The organism is Dyadobacter sp. HNCC25DJ183 (assembly GCF_056895175.1).
In genome coordinates this window covers 26,351-45,915 of record NZ_JBXHAP010000005.1, presented here as the reverse complement: position 1 = coordinate 45,915, position 19,565 = coordinate 26,351, and the positions used below count along the sequence as shown (strand labels likewise).

General features: G+C 45.4%; 21 protein-coding genes. 8 read left to right on the top strand and 13 right to left on the bottom strand.

Features of this window, described 5'->3' with window-relative positions; translation table 11 throughout:
- Window positions 1-234 precede the first annotated feature (234 nt).
- Together AC1XTG_RS13550 and AC1XTG_RS13545 are read left to right on the top strand one after the other, a co-directional pair.
- Window positions 235-1,803, top strand: coding sequence for a glycoside hydrolase family 10-like protein (locus tag AC1XTG_RS13550; RefSeq protein ID WP_229238799.1), 1,569 nt, complete (start codon window positions 235-237; stop codon window positions 1,801-1,803).
- Window position 1,804: 1 nt separating this feature from the next.
- Complete coding sequence (locus tag AC1XTG_RS13545) at window positions 1,805-3,022, top strand: NADH-quinone oxidoreductase subunit D (protein ID WP_484842353.1); 1,218 nt, start codon at window positions 1,805-1,807, stop codon at window positions 3,020-3,022.
- Window positions 3,023-3,072: 50 nt separating this feature from the next.
- On the opposite strand, the gene AC1XTG_RS13540 is transcribed toward AC1XTG_RS13545, so the two are convergent.
- Entirely contained in the window at window positions 3,073-4,083 is a 1,011-nt protein-coding gene (locus tag AC1XTG_RS13540) for an aspartate-semialdehyde dehydrogenase (RefSeq protein WP_056290686.1), read from the bottom strand.
- A gap of 167 nt (window positions 4,084-4,250) precedes the next feature.
- The gene (locus AC1XTG_RS13535) at window positions 4,251-4,829 is read right to left on the bottom strand and encodes a 5-formyltetrahydrofolate cyclo-ligase (protein WP_484842352.1); all 579 of its coding nucleotides are present in this window, start codon (window positions 4,827-4,829) and stop codon (window positions 4,251-4,253) included.
- A gap of 148 nt (window positions 4,830-4,977) precedes the next feature.
- Here AC1XTG_RS13535 and AC1XTG_RS13530 point away from each other — a divergent pair, with 148 nt between their 5' ends.
- Window positions 4,978-6,189 (top strand): NADP-dependent isocitrate dehydrogenase, encoded by a 1,212-nt coding sequence (locus AC1XTG_RS13530; protein WP_056290683.1) that lies wholly within the window; start codon window positions 4,978-4,980, stop codon window positions 6,187-6,189.
- An 89-nt stretch (window positions 6,190-6,278) separates the two neighbouring features.
- Here AC1XTG_RS13530 and AC1XTG_RS13525 read toward each other — a convergent pair whose 3' ends face one another.
- Window positions 6,279-6,815 (bottom strand): CopD family protein, encoded by a 537-nt coding sequence (locus AC1XTG_RS13525; protein WP_484842351.1) that lies wholly within the window; start codon window positions 6,813-6,815, stop codon window positions 6,279-6,281.
- 154 nt (window positions 6,816-6,969) lie between these two features.
- On the opposite strand from AC1XTG_RS13525, the gene msrA reads away from it, so the two are divergent.
- Together msrA and AC1XTG_RS13515 are read left to right on the top strand one after the other, a co-directional pair.
- On the top strand, window positions 6,970-7,656 hold the full coding sequence (gene msrA / locus AC1XTG_RS13520; RefSeq protein WP_200942850.1) for a peptide-methionine (S)-S-oxide reductase MsrA: 687 nt from the start codon (window positions 6,970-6,972) through the stop codon (window positions 7,654-7,656).
- A 138-nt stretch (window positions 7,657-7,794) separates the two neighbouring features.
- Window positions 7,795-8,319 carry a hypothetical protein gene (locus tag AC1XTG_RS13515; RefSeq protein ID WP_484842350.1) on the top strand — a complete coding sequence of 175 codons (525 nt, stop codon included), beginning with the start codon at window positions 7,795-7,797 and terminating at the stop codon, window positions 8,317-8,319.
- 66 nt (window positions 8,320-8,385) lie between these two features.
- On the opposite strand, the gene AC1XTG_RS13510 is transcribed toward AC1XTG_RS13515, so the two are convergent.
- The 10 genes from AC1XTG_RS13510 to AC1XTG_RS13465 form a co-directional block, all read right to left on the bottom strand.
- The gene (locus AC1XTG_RS13510; RefSeq protein WP_484842349.1) at window positions 8,386-9,156 is read right to left on the bottom strand and encodes a hypothetical protein; all 771 of its coding nucleotides are present in this window, start codon (window positions 9,154-9,156) and stop codon (window positions 8,386-8,388) included.
- A 57-nt stretch (window positions 9,157-9,213) separates the two neighbouring features.
- Window positions 9,214-9,948, bottom strand: coding sequence for a hypothetical protein (locus AC1XTG_RS13505; protein ID WP_484842348.1), 735 nt, complete (start codon window positions 9,946-9,948; stop codon window positions 9,214-9,216).
- Window positions 9,949-10,019: 71 nt separating this feature from the next.
- Window positions 10,020-10,742 carry an RluA family pseudouridine synthase gene (locus AC1XTG_RS13500; protein ID WP_484842347.1) on the bottom strand — a complete coding sequence of 241 codons (723 nt, stop codon included), beginning with the start codon at window positions 10,740-10,742 and terminating at the stop codon, window positions 10,020-10,022.
- A 98-nt stretch (window positions 10,743-10,840) separates the two neighbouring features.
- Window positions 10,841-11,101 carry a type II toxin-antitoxin system RelE family toxin gene (locus tag AC1XTG_RS13495; RefSeq protein WP_484842346.1) on the bottom strand — a complete coding sequence of 87 codons (261 nt, stop codon included), beginning with the start codon at window positions 11,099-11,101 and terminating at the stop codon, window positions 10,841-10,843.
- Between the two features lies 1 nt (window position 11,102).
- Window positions 11,103-11,300, bottom strand: a complete 198-nt coding sequence (locus tag AC1XTG_RS13490; RefSeq protein WP_056290667.1) for a hypothetical protein — start codon at window positions 11,298-11,300, stop codon at window positions 11,103-11,105.
- Between the two features lie 50 nt (window positions 11,301-11,350).
- Entirely contained in the window at window positions 11,351-12,061 is a 711-nt protein-coding gene (locus AC1XTG_RS13485) for an ABC transporter ATP-binding protein (RefSeq protein ID WP_056290664.1), read from the bottom strand.
- Window positions 12,062-12,100: 39 nt separating this feature from the next.
- A complete protein-coding gene (locus tag AC1XTG_RS13480; protein WP_484842345.1) occupies window positions 12,101-12,553 on the bottom strand; it encodes a hypothetical protein in 453 nt (150 codons plus the stop codon).
- 40 nt (window positions 12,554-12,593) lie between these two features.
- Window positions 12,594-15,257, bottom strand: coding sequence for a tetratricopeptide repeat protein (locus AC1XTG_RS13475; protein ID WP_484842344.1), 2,664 nt, complete (start codon window positions 15,255-15,257; stop codon window positions 12,594-12,596).
- A 61-nt stretch (window positions 15,258-15,318) separates the two neighbouring features.
- Window positions 15,319-15,651, bottom strand: a complete 333-nt coding sequence (locus AC1XTG_RS13470; protein ID WP_484842343.1) for a DUF5615 family PIN-like protein — start codon at window positions 15,649-15,651, stop codon at window positions 15,319-15,321.
- Complete coding sequence (locus AC1XTG_RS13465) at window positions 15,651-15,884, bottom strand: DUF433 domain-containing protein (RefSeq protein WP_056291170.1); 234 nt, start codon at window positions 15,882-15,884, stop codon at window positions 15,651-15,653. The genes AC1XTG_RS13470 and AC1XTG_RS13465 overlap by 1 nt, the downstream gene beginning before the upstream one ends.
- A 260-nt stretch (window positions 15,885-16,144) precedes the next feature.
- Between AC1XTG_RS13465 and atpD the strand changes: the two genes are divergently transcribed.
- The 3 genes from atpD to AC1XTG_RS13450 all read left to right on the top strand — a co-directional run bounded on the left by atpD (window position 16,145) and on the right by AC1XTG_RS13450 (window position 19,550).
- Window positions 16,145-17,659 (top strand): F0F1 ATP synthase subunit beta, encoded by a 1,515-nt coding sequence (gene atpD, locus AC1XTG_RS13460; protein ID WP_056290656.1) that lies wholly within the window; start codon window positions 16,145-16,147, stop codon window positions 17,657-17,659.
- Between the two features lie 115 nt (window positions 17,660-17,774).
- On the top strand, window positions 17,775-18,017 hold the full coding sequence (gene atpC / locus AC1XTG_RS13455) for an ATP synthase F1 subunit epsilon (RefSeq protein ID WP_056290653.1): 243 nt from the start codon (window positions 17,775-17,777) through the stop codon (window positions 18,015-18,017).
- A 198-nt stretch (window positions 18,018-18,215) separates the two neighbouring features.
- Window positions 18,216-19,550 (top strand): APC family permease, encoded by a 1,335-nt coding sequence (locus AC1XTG_RS13450; RefSeq protein ID WP_056290651.1) that lies wholly within the window; start codon window positions 18,216-18,218, stop codon window positions 19,548-19,550.
- The last annotated feature ends 15 nt before the right edge of the window (window positions 19,551-19,565 follow it).

The window sequence follows — 19,565 nt, the reverse complement described above, 5'->3', positions numbered from 1 at the left end:
ATAAATATGCAGAAAAATTATTCACAATAACAACAATCGTGCACTTGATTATTCGCTGAAATACAGTGCCGAAAACGGCGAAATATAACAATGGCAAGAATTTCTCAAATGGCCGCCTGCTGAATTCAGAGCCGTAAATGAGCTCCTCCTCACATGAATTTAAGTGCCTTGTCGGCTAACTTTGTTCCAAATTACGTTACTTTGATTGGATTAACATTTTGCATTGGTCAGATAGTGAAAAAAATTAAAATAGTTGCGCTTTTCTTTGCAGTGATCATGTTCTCGTTGGAAAGTTGCATTGCGCAGACTACTGAAAGTGATAATCTTTTGCCTCCAAAAAGAGAATTCAGGGCTGTTTGGATCGCAACAGTCGATAACATTGACTGGCCGAGCAGTAAAAATCTTATACCAGAAGAGCAGCAGGAAGAGTTCTCAAATCTACTTGATTTTCATAAAAGAGTCGGAATGAATGCGGTGTTTGTCCAGGTAAGGGCAGCGGGTGACGCATTTTATGCTAAAAGTCCCGAACCGTGGTCTGAGTGGCTGACAGGCCGGCAGGGAAGACGACCTGAGCCGATGTGGGACCCGCTGGATTTCATGATCGAACAGGCGCATCAGCGCGGCCTTGAATTTCATGCCTGGCTTAATCTCAACAGGCTTGTACACAAATCCTCCACCAGCGTTTCTGCTGATAACATCAGCAAAACCCACCCGGAGTGGATCCTCAGCTACGATGGTTACAAACTTTTCAATTTCGGGATCCCGGAAGTACGGCAGTTTATTACAGATATGACTGTAAATGTTGCCAAAAACTACGATGTGGACGGGATCCATTTTGACGACTATTTCTATCCTTATGCTTCTCCCGGGCAGGTGATTCAGGATGAAGCTACTTACCGTAAATACGGCGCGGGCTTTGCCAACAAGGCCGACTGGCGCAGGCATAATGTGGATTTACTTGTAAAACAGATTCACGATGCATTGTACGCTGCCAAACCCAAGCTGAAATTCGGCATCAGCCCGTTTGGGGTGTGGCGGAATAAAGACCGAGATCCCGAAGGCTCCAAAACTTATGGTGCCCTGGCTTCCTACGATGATCTTTTTGCAGACAGCCGGAAATGGGTGGAGCAAGGCTGGATTGATTATATCGCACCTCAGGTTTATTTTTCATCAGGCTTCGGAAGGGTTCCGTATCGTAATCTGGTCGACTGGTGGACTGAAAACCGCTTCGAAAGACATTTATATATAGGAATGGGCGCATATCGCGTCGGGTATAAAGACCGAGACACTTTTTGGGCAAATCCCAAAGAGATTCCCAATCAGGTAAGGTACCTCAGAGAAAGTGAAACAGACGGGGCCATATTTTTCAGTTCCAGATCTTTGCGTGCGAATAGTCTGGGATTTGTGGATTCACTCCGCCGCGACTTTTTTAAATACCCTGCATTGGTACCCACAATGCCGTGGAAAGATAATGTACCTCCGCTTTCTCCGAGAAGCCTGAAAGCCACATTATTGTCGAAAGGGTTGGAGCTTACCTGGGAAAGGCCGGACGCAGCTCCGGACGGGGACAAAGCCTGGTATTACATTATTTACAGGTTTATGCCGGATGAAAAAGCCAGCGCGCACGATCCTACCAAAATCCTCGGAATGTGCTACCAGGGTGAAAAATTCGTGGATACCAGTGCTGAATCAGGACAAAGATATGTTTACTATGTGACTGCGGTAGACCGGCTGCACAACGAAGGTCGGCCGATTGGTCCATTAAAGGTCGAAGTGCACGATCAGAAACTCGTCAGATTTTAATATGAGCAACGCCATTCAATACGAATACAAACCCGAGTACCTGACCGCTTCGGTTCCCACCAAATACAACTCCGAAAATCTTCGTACAGAAGAAATGGTGTTGAATATGGGCCCGCAACATCCTTCCACGCACGGCGTTCTGCGTTTGGAGGTAGTAACAGACGGTGAGGTAGTTGTTGACGTGGTGCCGCACCTGGGTTACCTGCACAGGTGTTTTGAAAAACATGCTGAGTCGCTTCCATTCAATCAGACCATTCCTTACGTAGACCGGCTCGATTACGTTGCTTCCATGAACTCCGAGCATGCTTATGTAAGAGGCGTGGAAAAAATGCTGGGCATTGAAAATGATATTCCCAAACGGATTGAATACATACGCGTTGTAGTCACCGAGCTGAACAGGCTGGCTTCCCACTTTGTAGCATTGGGAACTTACGCCATGGACATTGGCGCCTATACCCCATTCTTGTGGATGATGCGCGACCGGGAGCAGATTCTGCGGCTGCTTGAATGGACCTGCGGGGCAAGAATGCTCTATAATTATATCTGGATCGGCGGTTTGTTCTACGACTTGCCTGTGGGATTTGAGGAGAGGTGCCTGGAATTTATCAAATATCTTAAACCCAAACTCATCGAGCTGCAGCAGCTGGTTGTCGATAATAAAATCTTCATTCAGAGAACTGCCAATGTGGGTATCCTTCCGCTGCCTGTGGCCATTAACTATGGCTGCACGGGACCAATGCTTCGAGGCGCGGGATTGAGATACGACCTTCGGAAAGTCGATGGGTATTCTGTTTACCCCGAGCTCGATTTTGATATTCCTATCGGAGAAGGCAAAATGGGTACAACCGGCGACTGCTGGGATCGTACCTGGGTGAGGGTAGTCGAATGCTGGGAATCAGTCAAAATGATTGAACAAAGCCTGGTGCAGCTTACGGGAGATTACAAAAGAACCCGCGACTTCGATCCGCAAGCTGTGGTACCCAAGAAGATCCGCCCAAAAGCAATGGATTTCTATATCCGAGGCGAAAGTCCGAAAGGTGAATTAGGCTTTTACTTCCGTGCAGATGGCCGCTCAGATGTTCCATTCCGCTGCAAAGCCCGCTCCTGCTGCTTTAATAACCTGCATGTAATCGGGGAAATCTCGAAAGGAGCTCTACTCGCTGACCTGGTAGCGATCATCGGTTCAATCGATGTCGTAATGGGAGAAGTGGACAGGTAATAAAAAAGAGCCGCCTTGCGGCAGCTCTCATTTATTTAATATTTCTAAAATTAAGCTTCCTGCGCGACGCCAACAAGCTCATTCTTCGCCAGGAACTCGGCGATTTGAACAGCATTTGTGGCAGCACCTTTACGAAGGTTATCTGCTACGATCCAGAGATTCAATGTTTTAGGCTGAGATTCGTCACGACGAATGCGGCCTACAAAGGTTTCGTCTTTTCCATGAGCTGTTAAAGGCATTGGGTAAACTGCATTCTTCGGATCATCCTGAACAACTACGCCCTCTGTCTGAGCGAGAAGCGCGCGCACTTCTTGCAGATCAAACTCATTTTCAAACTCTATGTTCACTGCCTCTGAGTGACCGCCGATGGTAGGGATACGAACTGTTGTGGCCGTAACCGCAATGCTGTCGTCGCTCATGATCTTTTTGGTCTCATTGGTCATCTTCATTTCTTCCTTGGTATAACCGTTATCGAGGAACACATCGATATGCGGAAGCACATTCAAGTCGATTTGGTGCGGATATACTTTGCCTTTGCTATGGTCGCCTGCGCGCTCAGAGAAAAGCTGGTCCACAGCTGCCTTACCTGTACCCGTTACCGACTGGTAGGTGGACACAACAACGCGTTTGATCTTGTATTTTTTATGCAATGGATTCAAAACCACTACCATCTGAATGGTAGAGCAGTTTGGATTTGCGATAATCTTGTCTTCTTTGGTAAGCTCACCTGCATTGATTTCCGGCACTACGAGTTTTTTCGTAGGGTCCATTCTCCAAGCAGAAGAATTATCTACTACTGTGATACCAGCTTCTGCAAATCTTGGCGCAAGTTCAAGAGAAGTGCTGCCGCCCGCCGAGAAAATAGCTATCTCAGGCTTAGCTGCAATCGCGTCCTCAAAACCGATCACCTTGACCTGTTTACCCTTGAATGTAACTTCCTTGCCAACAGACCTTTCTGATGCAACGGCCAACAATTCCGTTACCGGGAAATTACGCTCTTCGAGCACTTTGAGGATTTCGCCGCCTACCAAACCGGTAGCGCCTACTACTGCGATTTTCATTCTTGCATTGAGATTAAATGAATAAAATTGACCATTCCCGCCGAGAGGCGAAAAGTGCCGCAAATTTACGACGAATATTTAGGATTATGCCCCGAATCTTTCATTAATGTATTTAAATACAGTATTTAACAAAGGCTCTTCCTAGGTGATTTAACTCTTACATCAACTTAAAACCTGTAAATCTCATCGGGTGTAATGCAGGCGTTGAGTGGAATATCATAGAGGTCGGTATCTGTTATTTCCGGAACCGGGGCAAAAAACGATAAGCCGATTTTTACAATATCATCTCTGCATTCTTTTAAAAACCGATCATAATAACCTCCGCCGTACCCCACACGAAAACCGCGCTGATCAAATGCGAGAAGCGGAACCAGTACTACGTCAATTTGTCGGGGCTCAATGCGAACGGAAGTGTGAGGATCCGGTTCAGGAATACGCCATCGATTGGGAATCAGGGTAGTTTCTTGTGTCAGGAGATAATGTTCCATTTCCTTTGTTCCCGGTAAAACATGCGGCGCAACAATGCGAGGCGGCGCTGCTTTTTCCCTGAGCAACGAAATAAGCGGCAGGCAATCCACTTCATTTTTAGAGGGATGAGGCAAGAAAACGTGAACCGTCGAAAACGTAATTTCAGAAAGGTAACGCAGTGTTTTTTCTGTTATAGAGAGGTTAAGCGCTTCGCGTTCTTCCTGCGCCAGCGCCATTCTTTTTCTTAAAAATTCTTTACGCAGAAAGGCTTTTTTCATGAACTCATCACCGTTTTTCGCAGCCGACAATATCAAAAAATAACCTGATGCGGCCACGGTTTAGCGCGATTTTTCAGCCTTTTTATTCATTTGTTTGTACTTTCACGGTTTGATTTCAAATCTTTAACTATTGTATAGAATTTAAGACATGAGCAAAATTAAAGTTGACAATCCCGTTGTAGAACTGGATGGCGATGAAATGACCCGCATCATCTGGAAGTTTATCAAGGAAAAGCTGATTTTACCTTATCTGGATGTAGATATTAAATATTACGACCTTGGTGTTGAGTATCGTGACGAAACAAACGACCAGGTTACTGTGGACGCAGCTAATGCAATCCGCGAGTATGGTGTTGGTATCAAATGCGCAACAATCACTCCTGATGAAGACCGCGTTAAGGAATTCAATCTGAAACAAATGTGGAAGTCGCCAAACGGTACGATCCGGAATATTCTGGATGGAACTGTTTTCCGCGAGCCGATCGTCATGCAGAATGTGCCACGTTTGGTAACCAACTGGACTGCGCCTATCATCGTGGGCCGTCACGCATTTGGTGACCAGTACCGCGCAACTGATTTCGTTGTTCCTGGTAAAGGAAAGCTGTCTATCAAATTTGAAGGCGAAGACGGACAGGTGATCGAGCACGAAGTGTACCAGTACCAAGGTGCAGGTGTAGCAATGGCGATGTACAACATTGACGAGTCAATCCGTGGTTTTGCGCGTGCTTGCTTCAATGTGGCATTGGATAAAGGCTGGCCGCTGTACTTGTCTACCAAGAACACAATCCTTAAAAAATACGACGGGCGTTTCAAGGATATTTTCCAGGAAATTTACGAAACAGAATACGCAGGCAAAGTACATTACGAGCACCGTCTGATCGACGATATGGTAGCTTCTGCATTGAAATGGGAAGGTAACTTCGTTTGGGCTTGTAAAAACTATGACGGTGACGTTCAGTCAGATACAGTTGCACAAGGCTTTGGTTCACTGGGCCTGATGACTTCCGTACTTGTTACGCCGGATGGCAAAACAATGGAAGCAGAAGCTGCACACGGAACTGTAACCCGTCACTATCGCGAGCACCAGAAAGGAAAGCCAACTTCAACTAACCCGATCGCGTCTATTTTCGCGTGGACTCGTGGTTTGGCATTCCGTGGCAAGCTGGACAACAACCAGCCGCTGATCGATTTCTGCCAGGCTTTGGAAAAAGTATGTATTGAAACGGTTGAAAGCGGTAAAATGACAAAGGATCTGGCAATCGGTGTTTTCGGAAATGACGTAAAACATGGCGAGCACTTCCTTTATACCGAGGAATTCCTTGAAGCAATTGATACCAACCTGAAAGCTGCTCTGGCTTAATTTTCAGGTTTTCTATATTACTGCCACCGGCTTCTCAGTCGGTGGCTTTTTTATGGATTACAAAAATGGAATGTGTGGGCAAAAGCGACTTACTTCTTTTCCCTGAACTTCTTCACAGTCCGCACTGCGGTCATGATCAGAACTGCAAAAGCAATCAGACCCAAAACTCCCCAGAGCCAGTCAACCGTGTTTTTTAACACAACCAAAAAGACAATGGAGAACAGGAATACAGTTGCTACTTCATTGAAGAGACGTAGCTGAAAAGACGAAAACCGGAATTTTCCCTGGCGGATTTCCAGGAGAATTTTGCGGGTAAAAAAATGATAAACCACCAGACCGATCACAAAAAGCAGTTTGAGCTGCATCCATCCCTGATCCAGCCACGAAGGCGTAATGTAGATCATAGCTGCGCCGCACAGCAATGCAAGCCAGGAGGCGGGCGTCATAATCGCATTCCACAACAGTTTTTCCATTTTGGTAAACTGCGCGAAAAGTATCTCCCGCTCGGGACTTGGCTTTTCGTTTGCTTCTGTGTGATAAACAAACAGGCGCGGCATATAAAAGAGCCCGGCAAACCAGCTCACAACAAAAATGATATGCAGTGCCTTAAAATGGAGGTATGTCATAGCGGGGATTTTTGATCTGCAGTCCGGCATTGAAGTACCTTCCCTACCGATCTTTTTGCGGGCAAATTTCGTAAATAATGGATGAATACCTCAGAGAAAACTTTCTTTGTGAAGGATTCGTTAATCAATCTGTAAAGTAACCCAAACCAGTAAAATGAAAACCACAATCCCGATTTTGACGTTTTTATTTTTGTGTTGCATGGTTGTGATATCTTGCGCTCAGTCGGATAAAAAACAAAAGAGAAAAATGGACAAAGAAACCGCGTTTACGTCGCTTGACGAGAAGAATGTTGATACTGCCAATATGGAAACCGCTACTTTCGGAACCGGCTGCTTCTGGTGTACAGAGGCTGTAATGGAGTCTTTGGAAGGTGTAAAGAAGGTTGTTTCGGGCTACTCCGGCGGCCATGATCCCAATCCTAACTACAAGGCTGTGTGCACAGGAAATACCGGCCACGCAGAATGTGTGGAGGTGGTTTATGACCCAAAGGTGATCAGCTATGCAGACCTTCTTGAGGCATTTTTCCGCAGCCACGACCCTACAACTTTAAACCGCCAGGGAAATGATGTGGGTACCCAGTATCGTTCAGTGATTTTTTATCACAACGATGAACAAAAAGCGCTTGCTGAAAAAGCCAAGACAGAACTTGATAAATCGGGCGCTTACTCAAACCCAATTGTTACCGAAATCACGAAGGCTGTGAAGTTCTATCCTGCTGAGGATTACCATCAAAACTACTTCGCCAACAATCCGGAACAAGGCTATTGCGCATTTGTGATCGCACCGAAACTGGATAAGTTCAAGAAGGTATTCAAAGAAAAACTGCGCAAGGAAATCTGATTTTCGGACTGCAACATGAATGGAAGGCCACTAATAAAGTGGAGCGACCCGGATAATAAGTAACAATGGCACAAGTTTTGAAGCATTCAATTAAACGCTTTAATTTGTGCCATTATTAACAATAACTTATCTATTACGATGAAAAAGATTCTATTCATGTTTTTCGTTGCGTCCGTTCTAAGCGCGACCTCGGAAAAGGCTTTTGCGCAATTCGAGAAAGGAGATAAATTACTGAATGCAGGTATCAACCTAGGCGGCACATATGGCGGCGGCGGAGTTGGAGCGGGTGCATCCTTTGAAGGTGGAGTTCATGATTTTATCAGTGTTGGTGGACAGCTGGATTTTGTTCACTGGGGTTACGGCGGCGGAATTTATGGTTACGGATGGAGCTATAACTTTATCAGCATTGCGGCAAGAGGTTCTTACCACTTTGGAAAACACTTCCTTACAATGGATAACCTGGATCTTTACGCAGGTCCATCACTTGGCTACCGTATTGCGAGCTCCTCTTATGACGGAATTGGCTACGACGCTTATGGCAGTGGTGTATTTTTCGGAGCATTTGCAGGTGCCCGCTACTATTTCAAGCCTACCATTGGCGTATTTGCAGAAGTAGGTTACAATGCATCCCCATTGAAAGCAGGTATTACTTTCAAGTTCTAAGAAGACATAATAAATGCAAAAGCGGCCTGGAATTACTTCCAGGCCGCTTTTGCATTTATATCAATATCAAAATTGTATGTTCACTGTCAGAAAGCCGGTTTGCGTTCTTGCGTTGAATCCCGGGCTGAACTTAAATGTGATCGGCTCTCCTCTTTGAAGCAGCTCTCTCCTGATTTTGCCTGCTTTTGATCCATTCCGGCCTGCTTTTACGAACCCTACTGTCCCGAATGTAGCTGCTCCTGCAAACCCGCCAATTATCATCCAGGCACCACGGATTGCCTTCTGCTCATCGGCATAAGTGAGGAAATTCCCATTTACATCGGTCTGAATGTTAGCAATAATGCCGGTACCTACTCCCATTAAAATGAGCCCGGCGGAAGTACCCGCAATACCAATCGCAAGTCCGTTCTTTGACTTGGTCCGGTAATATTTGTAGATCCCTCTTAAATGTTCGGAAGAGCTGGTTTGCAGTTCCTGCTGAAATTTATTTCCTGAGGGTATAACTGCTGCGGGAGTTTGCCTGGGGCCAGCGGAAGAAGGTGCGTAGTAATTAGGCACTTCCAATGTGGCCTCAAATGTTTCCACTTCACCATTTCCATACTGAATTGACGCAATTTCCGACTTTTTGATCGTGAATAATGGACCTTCCTGATCGTTAACTTTCTTGTATTTGACTACGTTATCATCTACTTCCTGGATAAGAACTTCCAGTTTGGTCTCGTTCCGCATCAGGATAATGTCGGGCTTCCGCGTTGTCTGGGCGGAAGCCGCATGAAGGAGCAAAAAACAAATAGTGATCAGGAGCTGAAATCTCAGCACAGGTAAACTTACTTTCATTGCGGAAGGAGCTAATATGAATATTTTGCTCCGAATGAAGTAATAAATTTATCCTTATCAAAATGTCACACGCATTGTGAGCTGGCCGGATTTATTAAACGGATCAAAGCTTGGTCCTATCCTGAATGTAGTAAGTGGCTGACCGCGGCGTTCGAGCTCTGATTTGACCTTATTGGCCTTTTTATGATTGACGCGGTACTTGTTAAAAGTAATCAAACCGAAGACCCCGCCAAAAACAGGTCCACCTATCGCAAGCGCAGTGCCAAATTTCTTATCATCCTGATCTTCACCTACTGCACTTACAATGATTCCGGAAACCAACGTAGCTACTGCAATAGACGTAAAAACGATCGCACCTGTTTTACCGTCTATTGCCTTGTTATTGTAGTATTCGTATTTGTCTCTCAACTGATCCGAATTGGCCATGACCACACTTTTTTCAAATGGATCGGTCGGCAGGTTATTCAGATCCGCATATTGCCCAACTGAATCAGGTGGTGTTTTACCTACCAGGACCGAATCGCGTACATTTAAGATCTTGCCATTTTTCAACAAAACCCTTGCAACCTGATCCATATAAATGTAGGCTTTCGCGCTATCGGCTGTGCCCAGATCACGGTAGTTGATCTTTTCGTAGGTCATTTGTGTAATAAGCGCCTGAATTTGGGAGCTATCACGCTTGACGATCACGTCGTTTTTACGAGCGGTTTGTGCAAAAGAATTCTCTACGAGAGAAAGGGACAGAAGAGCGATCAGAATGACCGACAGGGAGTTAGATGTGTGTATCCGCATAATATTAGGTTTGATGAAAAATGTGTTTAAACCTACACAAACTTTCATCAAACCTGTAAAAAATTATGCTACTACATTCCGAATTTGTTCAACTGCTTCACGAGTACCTCAAAATCTTTGGGATAAGGCGCCTCAACGCGCACCGGCTCTCCGTCCATTAATGCGAAGGAAAGCGAATGCGAATGCAATGCAACCCGCTGAATTAAAGGCTGTTCCTCGGTTTCTTTTTTCAGGTTGAACTTGCGTTTCAGACTTGAAAGATAGATCTGCTCCCCACCATATTGCGGGTCACAAACTATCGGTGCTTTAAGGCAGGAAAGGTGGATACGGATCTGGTGCATGCGTCCCGTGATGGGGATACATTCCACTAATGTATAACCCCGGTAAACCTGTAAAGTGTTGAAAATCGTCTCTGCAACCTTGCCTTCTGCACGATCGATTTTTACCGCTGTTCCGTTTTTCAAAGGTAAAATCGGCAGGTACACAGAGATACTATCGAGCTTGTGAATGCCATTTGTGACCGCGTGGTAGCGCTTTGTAACTTCCCTATGTTCAAATTGCATTGCAAGATGGCGGTAAGCGGCCGGGTTTTTAGCAAAAGCCAGTGCGCCGGATGTTTCCTTATCGAGCCTGTGTGCGGCCTGCAATTCTGAATTGTATTCCTTGGCAAGCCTGAGTACGCTTCCTCCCCTATCCGCAGTCCGTTCGTCCAGTGTCGCCAGATGCGGCGGTTTATTTACCACGAGAAAATCCTCGTTTTCAAATATAATGATGTCGCTGAAATTGATTTTCATGTCTGTTCTGATAAAAATAATCCGAATGAATTACCTGAGAGTAACTCATTCGGATTTTGCTTACTAATGAATGTAAGCGATTTTACTTACAAAGATGACTATTTGTTTTTGTAAACTTCTCTTCGGTGTGCGACTTTGATAACATCTATTATCAACCTGTCGTCATAAATCTGATATACAATTCTGAAATCGCCAACTCGGATCCGGTAATCATTTTTTGAGCTTTCCAGCTTTTTTACACCCTGAGGTCTGGGATCAAAGGCGAGCTCATCTATTTTGGTGATTATCTGCAATCTGAGTGTTTTCGGTATATTCCGTAGTTCTTTTAAAGCCGATTTCTTGATAATTATTTCATACATCTCAATCCTCGGAAAGTAGCTGATCTTTCACATCTTTCCAGTTGAGTGATTCTTCGTCCTTTCTTAATTCTATTGCTATTTCGTCTTCAATATCTTCCAAAATGTTTGATAGGCTGTCTTTTTCCCTTAAAAGAGCAACATCAATCACGACCGCCTTTTTTTCTCCAATCTCATCAATCAAATAGCTGATACCTTTCATCTTAAATGTGTTTTTAGAAAGTTAGCACTTTATAGCAGTCAAGTCAACTATCACACTAACGCACTCACTTTCGTAGGGTTGGGATTGATGGTATCTGACTCAACCAGTCCGTCACGGAGGCGGACAATGCGGTGGGCGTAATGGGCAATATCCTCTTCGTGGGTTACCATTACGATGGTATTGCCGCGGCTATACAGCTGATCAAATAAATCCATGATTTCGTAGGAAGTCTTTGTATCGAGGTTACCCGTAGGTTCATCCGCCAGCAAAATACTGGGATCATTTACAAGCGCCCGCGCAATTGCAACCCGCTGCCGCTGACCGCCCGAAAGCTCATTAGGCTTGTGTCCGGCGCGATTTTCGAGCCCAACGTTTTTCAATGAAAGCATCGCCTTCTCAGTGCGGTCCGACTTGCTCAGTCCTGCATAAATCAATGGTAATGCAACATTGTCGAGCGACGACATTCTTGGCAAAAGATTGAAGGTTTGGAATACAAAACCGATTTCCTTGTTCCTGATCTCTGCAAGCTCGCTTTCCGTCATATCACTCACATCCTTGCTGTTCAGAACATAGCGCCCGGTTGTGGGTGTATCGAGGCAGCCGATGATATTCATCAACGTAGATTTGCCGGAACCCGAAGGACCCATAAATGCGACGTACTCACCTTTATTGACCGAAATAGTAACAGATTTGAGTGCCTGGATCACCTCGCTTCCCATTACATATCGTTTCGCAATCTCGTTAGTCTCGATGATTTTCATATTGAAATTCCTTGTTGAAAGCGTTTAAAGGTGATAGTACTATGACGCCGCAGTCATCCGGCGAAAATGTCCCTGAACAAAAAGCGATGCGAGCAAAACAGCCGACGGGATTCCTTCATTGAACAGCTCGCCTTCATATTTCCAGAAACTGGTTGATTTAAATGAAGCCTCGTTTTCCTCCCTTTTCACAACCCATTGCTGTTGCATCCAGTTACTGAACTTCCAGCTATAACTTGTTTCTTCGTAGCTAATTTCGGCAGAGCCTTTGAACAAATTATACTTAATGCTGCCCAGTACCCTTACCCCTTCAATGTCCCTGATTTCAGTAACCCTATTCCAGAAGCCGCGTGTTTTAAAGCGTAGCATACTTCCGTCCAGTTCACCGTAACCATCCTCTTTCCAGGCATTGATTTTCAGCAATCCTACAATCAGCTTACCCCTGAACAGTCGGCTTTCGGTTCCGCTGAAATTCGAATTGATGATTAAAGACATATTCAGTCAGGTATAATTTACAGCAATCTAAAATATTAAATCACTGAAACTCCGCTCTTTGTTTTTCGATAAGTGCCCGCATAGGTTGATAGCGGCTCATAAATTGCTGATAACCGGCTGGATCGGCATACTGCTTCACTTTACTTTCCCCTTCGTCAGCCTGCCCTGTAAGCCCCTGGTCGAGGCTCAGTAATGCATATTGCTCCCATAATTGCGGCGCATACGTGTTATAGGCAAGTGCGTCCAGCACCAATTTATAAGCTTTGTCCGTTTGCTTCTTTTTACGCAGATACTCAGAAGTTGCAGAAACACTTTTGGCATCAAACGGGTTGGCACGCACTGCTTTTTCAAAATTCGCGTCGGAAGGGGAACGTACTGCAACTGCAAGCAGCGAGTCCGTTGCAGACTTTGGCTTAATGCCTGAGAAAAGGTTTTGTTTCAAATTCTCGATTGCGCCGCTATTCTCAGGTTTCTGGATTTTATCCAATAAAATAACTGCTACCTCTTTCTTATCATAAAGCGCATTGGCAACCGCCATTCCAATCGTTCCCTCCACTCCTTCCACATCAGCCAGACTCTCAATGGCTTTTTCATACAATCCCAGTTGTAGGAACCAATGTCCCAGCACTTTATGGTACAGCTCGCTTTGTTCCTCTTCATCAGATGCCAGTGCAGTAAGTACCTGTAAAGCTTTGAGTTTATCACCGCTATAAAACTCCGGGTAAAGCGCCGCCCAGCTCAGGTCCTTTGAAAGTACCGGATTTTTAGACGCAAGTTTGTTGAGCAACAGCGCTGCAGATGCATCTGACCTCGCCTGGTTTAATGCATAATTGAGTACGTAAACAGATGACGAAACGCTCAGGAGTGAGTCTGCCGGGATTGCATTTGCATTCCATTCGTCCTTTGCAAATTGCTGCCGCAGATTTTGAACAGCCAGCCAGTTGGCCTGCCACGACAGGTAATCGCGCTTTTCTGTTGTCGACGCAAGGGAATCCAGCAACTCCGAATCCGTGTTCCTCGCGAGAATAGCTAGCAAGTTTGTTGCCGGTATCTCTGCGCGGGTGCTACTGTTCTCTGCTCTCTCCAGGTAATAATATGCCGAGTCGGCTACATTGGTTTTTGAGTAAAGCATGCCCAGATTATTGAGCAGCTCTCCGCTTTTCGGAAACTTACCGACGCCTTCCTGTAAACTGTGCACGGCATCGAAAAACAAATTCTCCTGACTTAGAATACTACTTAATCCTACATACGCTTGCGGAGACGGATTTTTCAGCAATGCCTGCCGGAAGTAAAAAGCCGCGGCAGTGCGGTCGCCCTGGCGAATAGCGAGCGAAGCGAGGGAGTAATTTGACTTATGGTTTTGAAATTCCTGCTGCAATGCTAGTTTGTAGTATTGCTCTGCCAATGCAAATTCCTCAGTTCGGGTGTGCAGGTCGCCTAATCCATTGAAATATCCGGCAAAAGCCTGGTTGATCGGCAGCAGTCTTTGTAACGAAAACAAAACGACCACGCCTACAAATCCAAACAATCGCGTTTGAGTCAACCCAAAACTGAGCGGTTTGTACAAGACTTTATAGACTGCCAGCTTTTGTTGAAAAAGAGGATAAAAGTTGACGAGGATATAAAAGAAGAATAAAACACTCATCGCGAGCTGACCTTGTACTACCACATCTTCCAGCGCTTCCAGCACAGGATCGTTGGCCATTCCGGCCATTAAACCTGTGAATGCAGCTGAGATAATGAATAGCCCAATGTAAATCCAGAAGCCGGCGCTCCGGAACGGGAGCACGCCGCCCGTCGAATCGGCACGCCTTCTGAAACCCCAGATCCCGGCAACGCCCGATATCAAGGCAAGCACAACCGGGCTGACCAGCGTCACATTCCAGTCAATTTGCTTTGTATTTTTGAGATAAATCAACAATAGTAAAATCAGGTATAATACACTGATTACAATGAAGTTGATCAAACCTGTACTTCCCTTCCTGACCGAGCCGCTGGTACTCAACCAAACCAGTCCAGCCATAATTTCGGTTGAAGAAACCAGCAGGAACAATGCGGTTAACAGTACCCAGAACGGAAAAGAGTAAGTGGCAGCAGCCAGCGCAGTAAAACTGATCGGAGATGTAAAATACGCAACTGCACAAATCAGTACAGACGCGCCGAGTGTACCTGCTATCCGCATACTTATACCCGCATCCTGCCTGAATGCATGGAAATAATAAGTAGTAATGCCGTAGATCATCACGGTTATAATGAATAGCAGCTTGTTTCCTTCCCCTGCTCCGGACAAAATTTCCAACTTTGAAAAGCCCAGGAACATAATAAATACCACCATTCCCGCCAGGTACCAAAACCTGGATAACGTTGTGATTGCCGCCAGGATCAGGCTGATACCGATAATTGCAAAGAACCAGAATACCTGCACAGTAAGGTAATCAATGTCCATTACCGAAGCCATGAAGCTCTCAGTTACAAGGTGAGAGGGGGTAGAAACCCCGTACTGCCACTGTCCGATCCGGAGAAAGTCCACAACAGTACCAACCTCCGACATTTCACTCACCACATTCCACCTTACTACATTTTGAAGCGGATCTATGCATTTAAGTACAAAAAATACAATTGCAAAAAACAGAATGGCCAGCATTGCAACTGCCATCCTGCGCTCAGATACTGACCAAACCTTCCAGAAAAAAACTTCCTTCATATAATAGATTAACAGACTTCCTTTTGGGATTTAAATAATTGTAATTACCTCAACGAAAATATCAACAACCTGTTATTTCGACCAGATCTGATGTTTGAAGTAATGTCAGGGCATTGATCAGGTTGGCGCTGAGGATTTCTTTCAGCCTCAATTTAGAGGTATTGCCGCAAGTCAACCAGATAATCTTGGGAGGGCTGCCATAGCGATCCAGGAGTCTTACAAAATCGTCATCTTTTGTAATTACTATGGCATTTAACGATTTGGCGCGATGGAAAATATCACTATCGGAGGAATGTCGAAGGTTCAGGAATTGCGCGGAACTACATTCGCAATCAAAGTTTGATATAATCCACGGAGCGAGCCCTGGCGAAAGATGAGCATCAAGAATGATCATTAAGCTGCCTGAAGAACCGGGTGATTGAGCTTAGCCGCAGCGTAAAGAAGGCAGGCAGTAACATCTTCCGGTTCAAGATCCGGCAATTCCTCGTCCACAATCTGCGCGGGTGTAAGACCGGCAGCAAGCAGTTCGATTACATCTGTCACCCTGATGCGCATATTACGTATACACGGCTTTCCACCACATTGGTCAGGATTGAATGTTATACGTTCCAGCAACTGCGCATTCATGTTTTCTTCTATTTAAAGCTGATACTTCATTTACATATTCCGGTGTTATTGATACTCCGACATTTTTTCTATCTGCAACAATGTTAAACGCTAAGCTTTCCTCAGTTGCAAACATTCAAAATTCTATTTACCTCCTAACAAAGTAGCTATTTTCTAAAAAATATCCAATAAATCAATAATTCCGCTCTTGGTACTGACCAAATTATCTCCTACTTTTGCGGTCTGAAAAAAACCTCATTCGAGATAATCAAATTCATATAATGGCAAACGCGACAAACATAGGAAAAATTACGCAGGTAATTGGTCCGGTTGTAGACGTATCATTTGAAGATGCCACAAGCATTCCTTCGATCCTCGATGCGCTGGAAGTCATCAAACCAAACGGTTCAAAAGTAGTTCTTGAGTGCCAGCAGCACTTGGGCGAAGACCGTATCCGCACTATCGCAATGGATAGTACCGAGGGTATGCAACGCGGAATGGAAGTTCGTCCGCTGGGTGCTCCTATCAAAATGCCAATCGGTGAAGGCATTAAAGGTCGACTATTCAATGTAATCGGTGAAGCGATCGACGGACTTACACCTTTGGATACTACAAATGGTATCTCTATCCATCGTTCAGCTCCGAAATTCGAAGAGCTGGCGACATCAACCGAAATCCTTTTTACAGGTATCAAAGTAATCGATTTGCTTGCTCCTTATGTAAAAGGTGGTAAAATCGGTTTGTTCGGTGGTGCCGGTGTTGGTAAAACCGTTTTGATCCAGGAATTGATCAACAACATCGCGAAAGCCTATGCAGGTCTTTCAGTGTTTGCCGGTGTGGGCGAACGTACCCGTGAAGGAAATGACCTGATGCGTGAAATGATCGAAGCCGGTATTATCAAATACGGCGAAGAGTTCAAGCATAGTATGGAAGAAGGTGGCTGGGATATTTCGAAAGTGGATTACAACATGCTGAAAGATTCACAGGCAACTTTCGTATTCGGACAAATGAACGAGCCTCCTGGCGCACGTGCACGTGTGGCATTGTCAGGTTTGACGATGGCGGAATATTTCCGTGATGGTGACGGCGAAGGTCAGGGACGTGATATTCTTTTCTTTATTGACAATATCTTCCGTTTTACACAAGCAGGTTCAGAGGTATCCGCTCTTTTGGGACGTATGCCTTCTGCGGTAGGTTACCAGCCTACGCTTGCGACTGAAATGGGACAAATGCAGGAACGCATTACCTCAACAAAACGTGGTTCGATCACATCCGTACAGGCTGTTTACGTACCTGCGGATGACTTGACCGACCCGGCTCCTGCAACTACATTTGCCCACTTGGACGCAACGACGGTACTAAGCCGGAAAGTTTCTGAAAAAGGAATTTACCCTGCGGTGGATCCACTCGATTCAGCTTCACGGATTTTGAATGCTGAAACATTGGGCGCAGCTCACTACGATTGCGCACAGCGCGTGAAAAATATTTTGCAACGCTACAAAGAATTGCAGGATATCATTGCGATCCTTGGTATGGAAGAACTTTCTGACGAAGACAAGCTGGTTGTATCCCGCGCTCGTCGTGTAGAACGTTTCTTGTCGCAGCCATTCTTCGTTGCTGAGCAGTTCACAGGTTTGAAAGGAACTTTGGTAGATATCAACGATACCATCAAAGGATTTAACCTGATCATGGACGGAGCTTACGATCATCTTCCTGAAATGGCGTTCAACCTCGTTGGAACCATCGAAGATGCGCAGGCAAAAGGAGAAAAAATGCTTGCAGAAGCAACAAGATAGTTTGATAAGTCTATGAGTTCGTGAGTTAATGAGTGTAACTCATGAATTACACGGAGGCAGCTCTCAACTCATAAACTTTTGACCGCAGCGGCGGACCGCTCATAAACTTGCAACCATGCATTTAGAAATAATTACCCCAGATAAGAAAGTTTTTGCCGGAGAGGCAACTGCTGTAACGTTACCGGGTACGGAAGGACAATTTCAGGTTCTGAACCGCCACGCGCCACTTGTAAGTACGCTTGGAAAAGGTGATGTGGTGATTGACACAGGAGCTGCAAAGCAATCCTTTTTAATCGACGGCGGCGTTGTGGAAGTACTTAACAATAAAGTACTTGTATTGGCAGAAGCGATTCTTTAAGGAAATAAGGTTATAAAAATGAAAACGGATGTCGTGAGAACGGCATCCGTTTTTTTGTATCAAAATTTATCTGTCGGGTAAATCTTACTTTTTATGGGATTTGTAGAACAATATGCATTGTAGTTGCTTACGAATATAGAAGTTACAAAAAGAAAAAGTTTTCCTATTTTCGAAAAGCATAATCCTTCACTCCCAAACATGACACAACCCTCTTCGAAAAATGAGCTTTTCAAAATATTAGGAGTAGGGTTTGGCATAGCAGTTACTGTGGGTGGCACAATTGGTACCGGCATACTGCGCAAACCAGGGCCCATTGCAGCCCAACTCGGCGAACCCTGGCTGATTATGCTACTTTGGGCAGCAGTAAGTCTGTATGCATTCCTCGGCACACTTTGTACCATCGAACTGGGTACGTCAGTTCCAAAAGCGGGGGCCTGGTATGTTTATGCGCAGCGCGCTTTTGGCAATTATGCCGGATTTGTGGTTGGTATCAACAGCTGGCTCGGCACCTGCTCTGCGCTCGGTTTCGGGGTGTATACCATGAGCGAGTACCTGGCATTGCTTATTCCCAGGCTGGTAGGCTACGAACCTTATGTAGCAGCCGCCATTCTGCTGGTACTGACCTGCATACACTGGATCGGACTGGCATTGGCGAGCAGTTTTCAGAACATCATGAGCGTTTTGAAAGGAATCGGGCTTTTTGTATTTGTGGCTGTCTGCTATATCTACGGAGATGAAGTTACTGCCGAACAAGCACATACAACCACCAGCAAGATCATTGCCACCGGCAGCTGGATTGCACCGGTGATTTTCTCATTACAAGCTATTTTTTACACTTACGACGGCTGGCACACTGCGGCCTATTTTTCAGAAGAAGACCGGGATCCAAGCAAAAATCTGCCCCGCTCTATGATGGGAGGCGTTTTGTTGATCATAGCAATTTACCTCCTATGTAACCTGGCAATTCTGCATGTATTGCCTATGAGTGAGCTAGCACAGTCCAAACTGGCTGCGGCAGACGCGATACGCCTGATTTTTGGGGAAGGCTCCGGAAAAATCGTTACCCTGTTTCTGATGATATCGATTTTAGGGATTGTCAATGCGCAGTTGCTCTTTAATCCGCGCGTACTTTATTCGATGAGCCGCGACGGGTTGTTTTTACCTTCCGGGACTTCCGTTAACAGCGGCGGCACACCAGCGGTAGCCATGCTTGTAACTTCCGGGGTCGCCATTCTTTTGATATTAATTGGAAAAGATGCGTGTGAGAAGCTGTCAGATATCGCCACTTTCTTTTTTGTGCTCGGATATGCTTCCGGATTCGCATCACTGCTCGCATTGAGAAAGAAAGAGCCGGCGCTTCCGCGGCCGTGGAAGGTACCTGCATACCCGATTTTGCCCATTGTCATGCTGATCTGTTCCATCGCATTTCTAATCGGCGCGGTGATACAGGACCTGGCAAGCAGCCAGTTTGCCTTGTTATTTCTTGTAATAAGTTACCCGGCATACCTGCTTGTGCGCCGGGCAAATAGCTAAGTACCTTTCATCCAC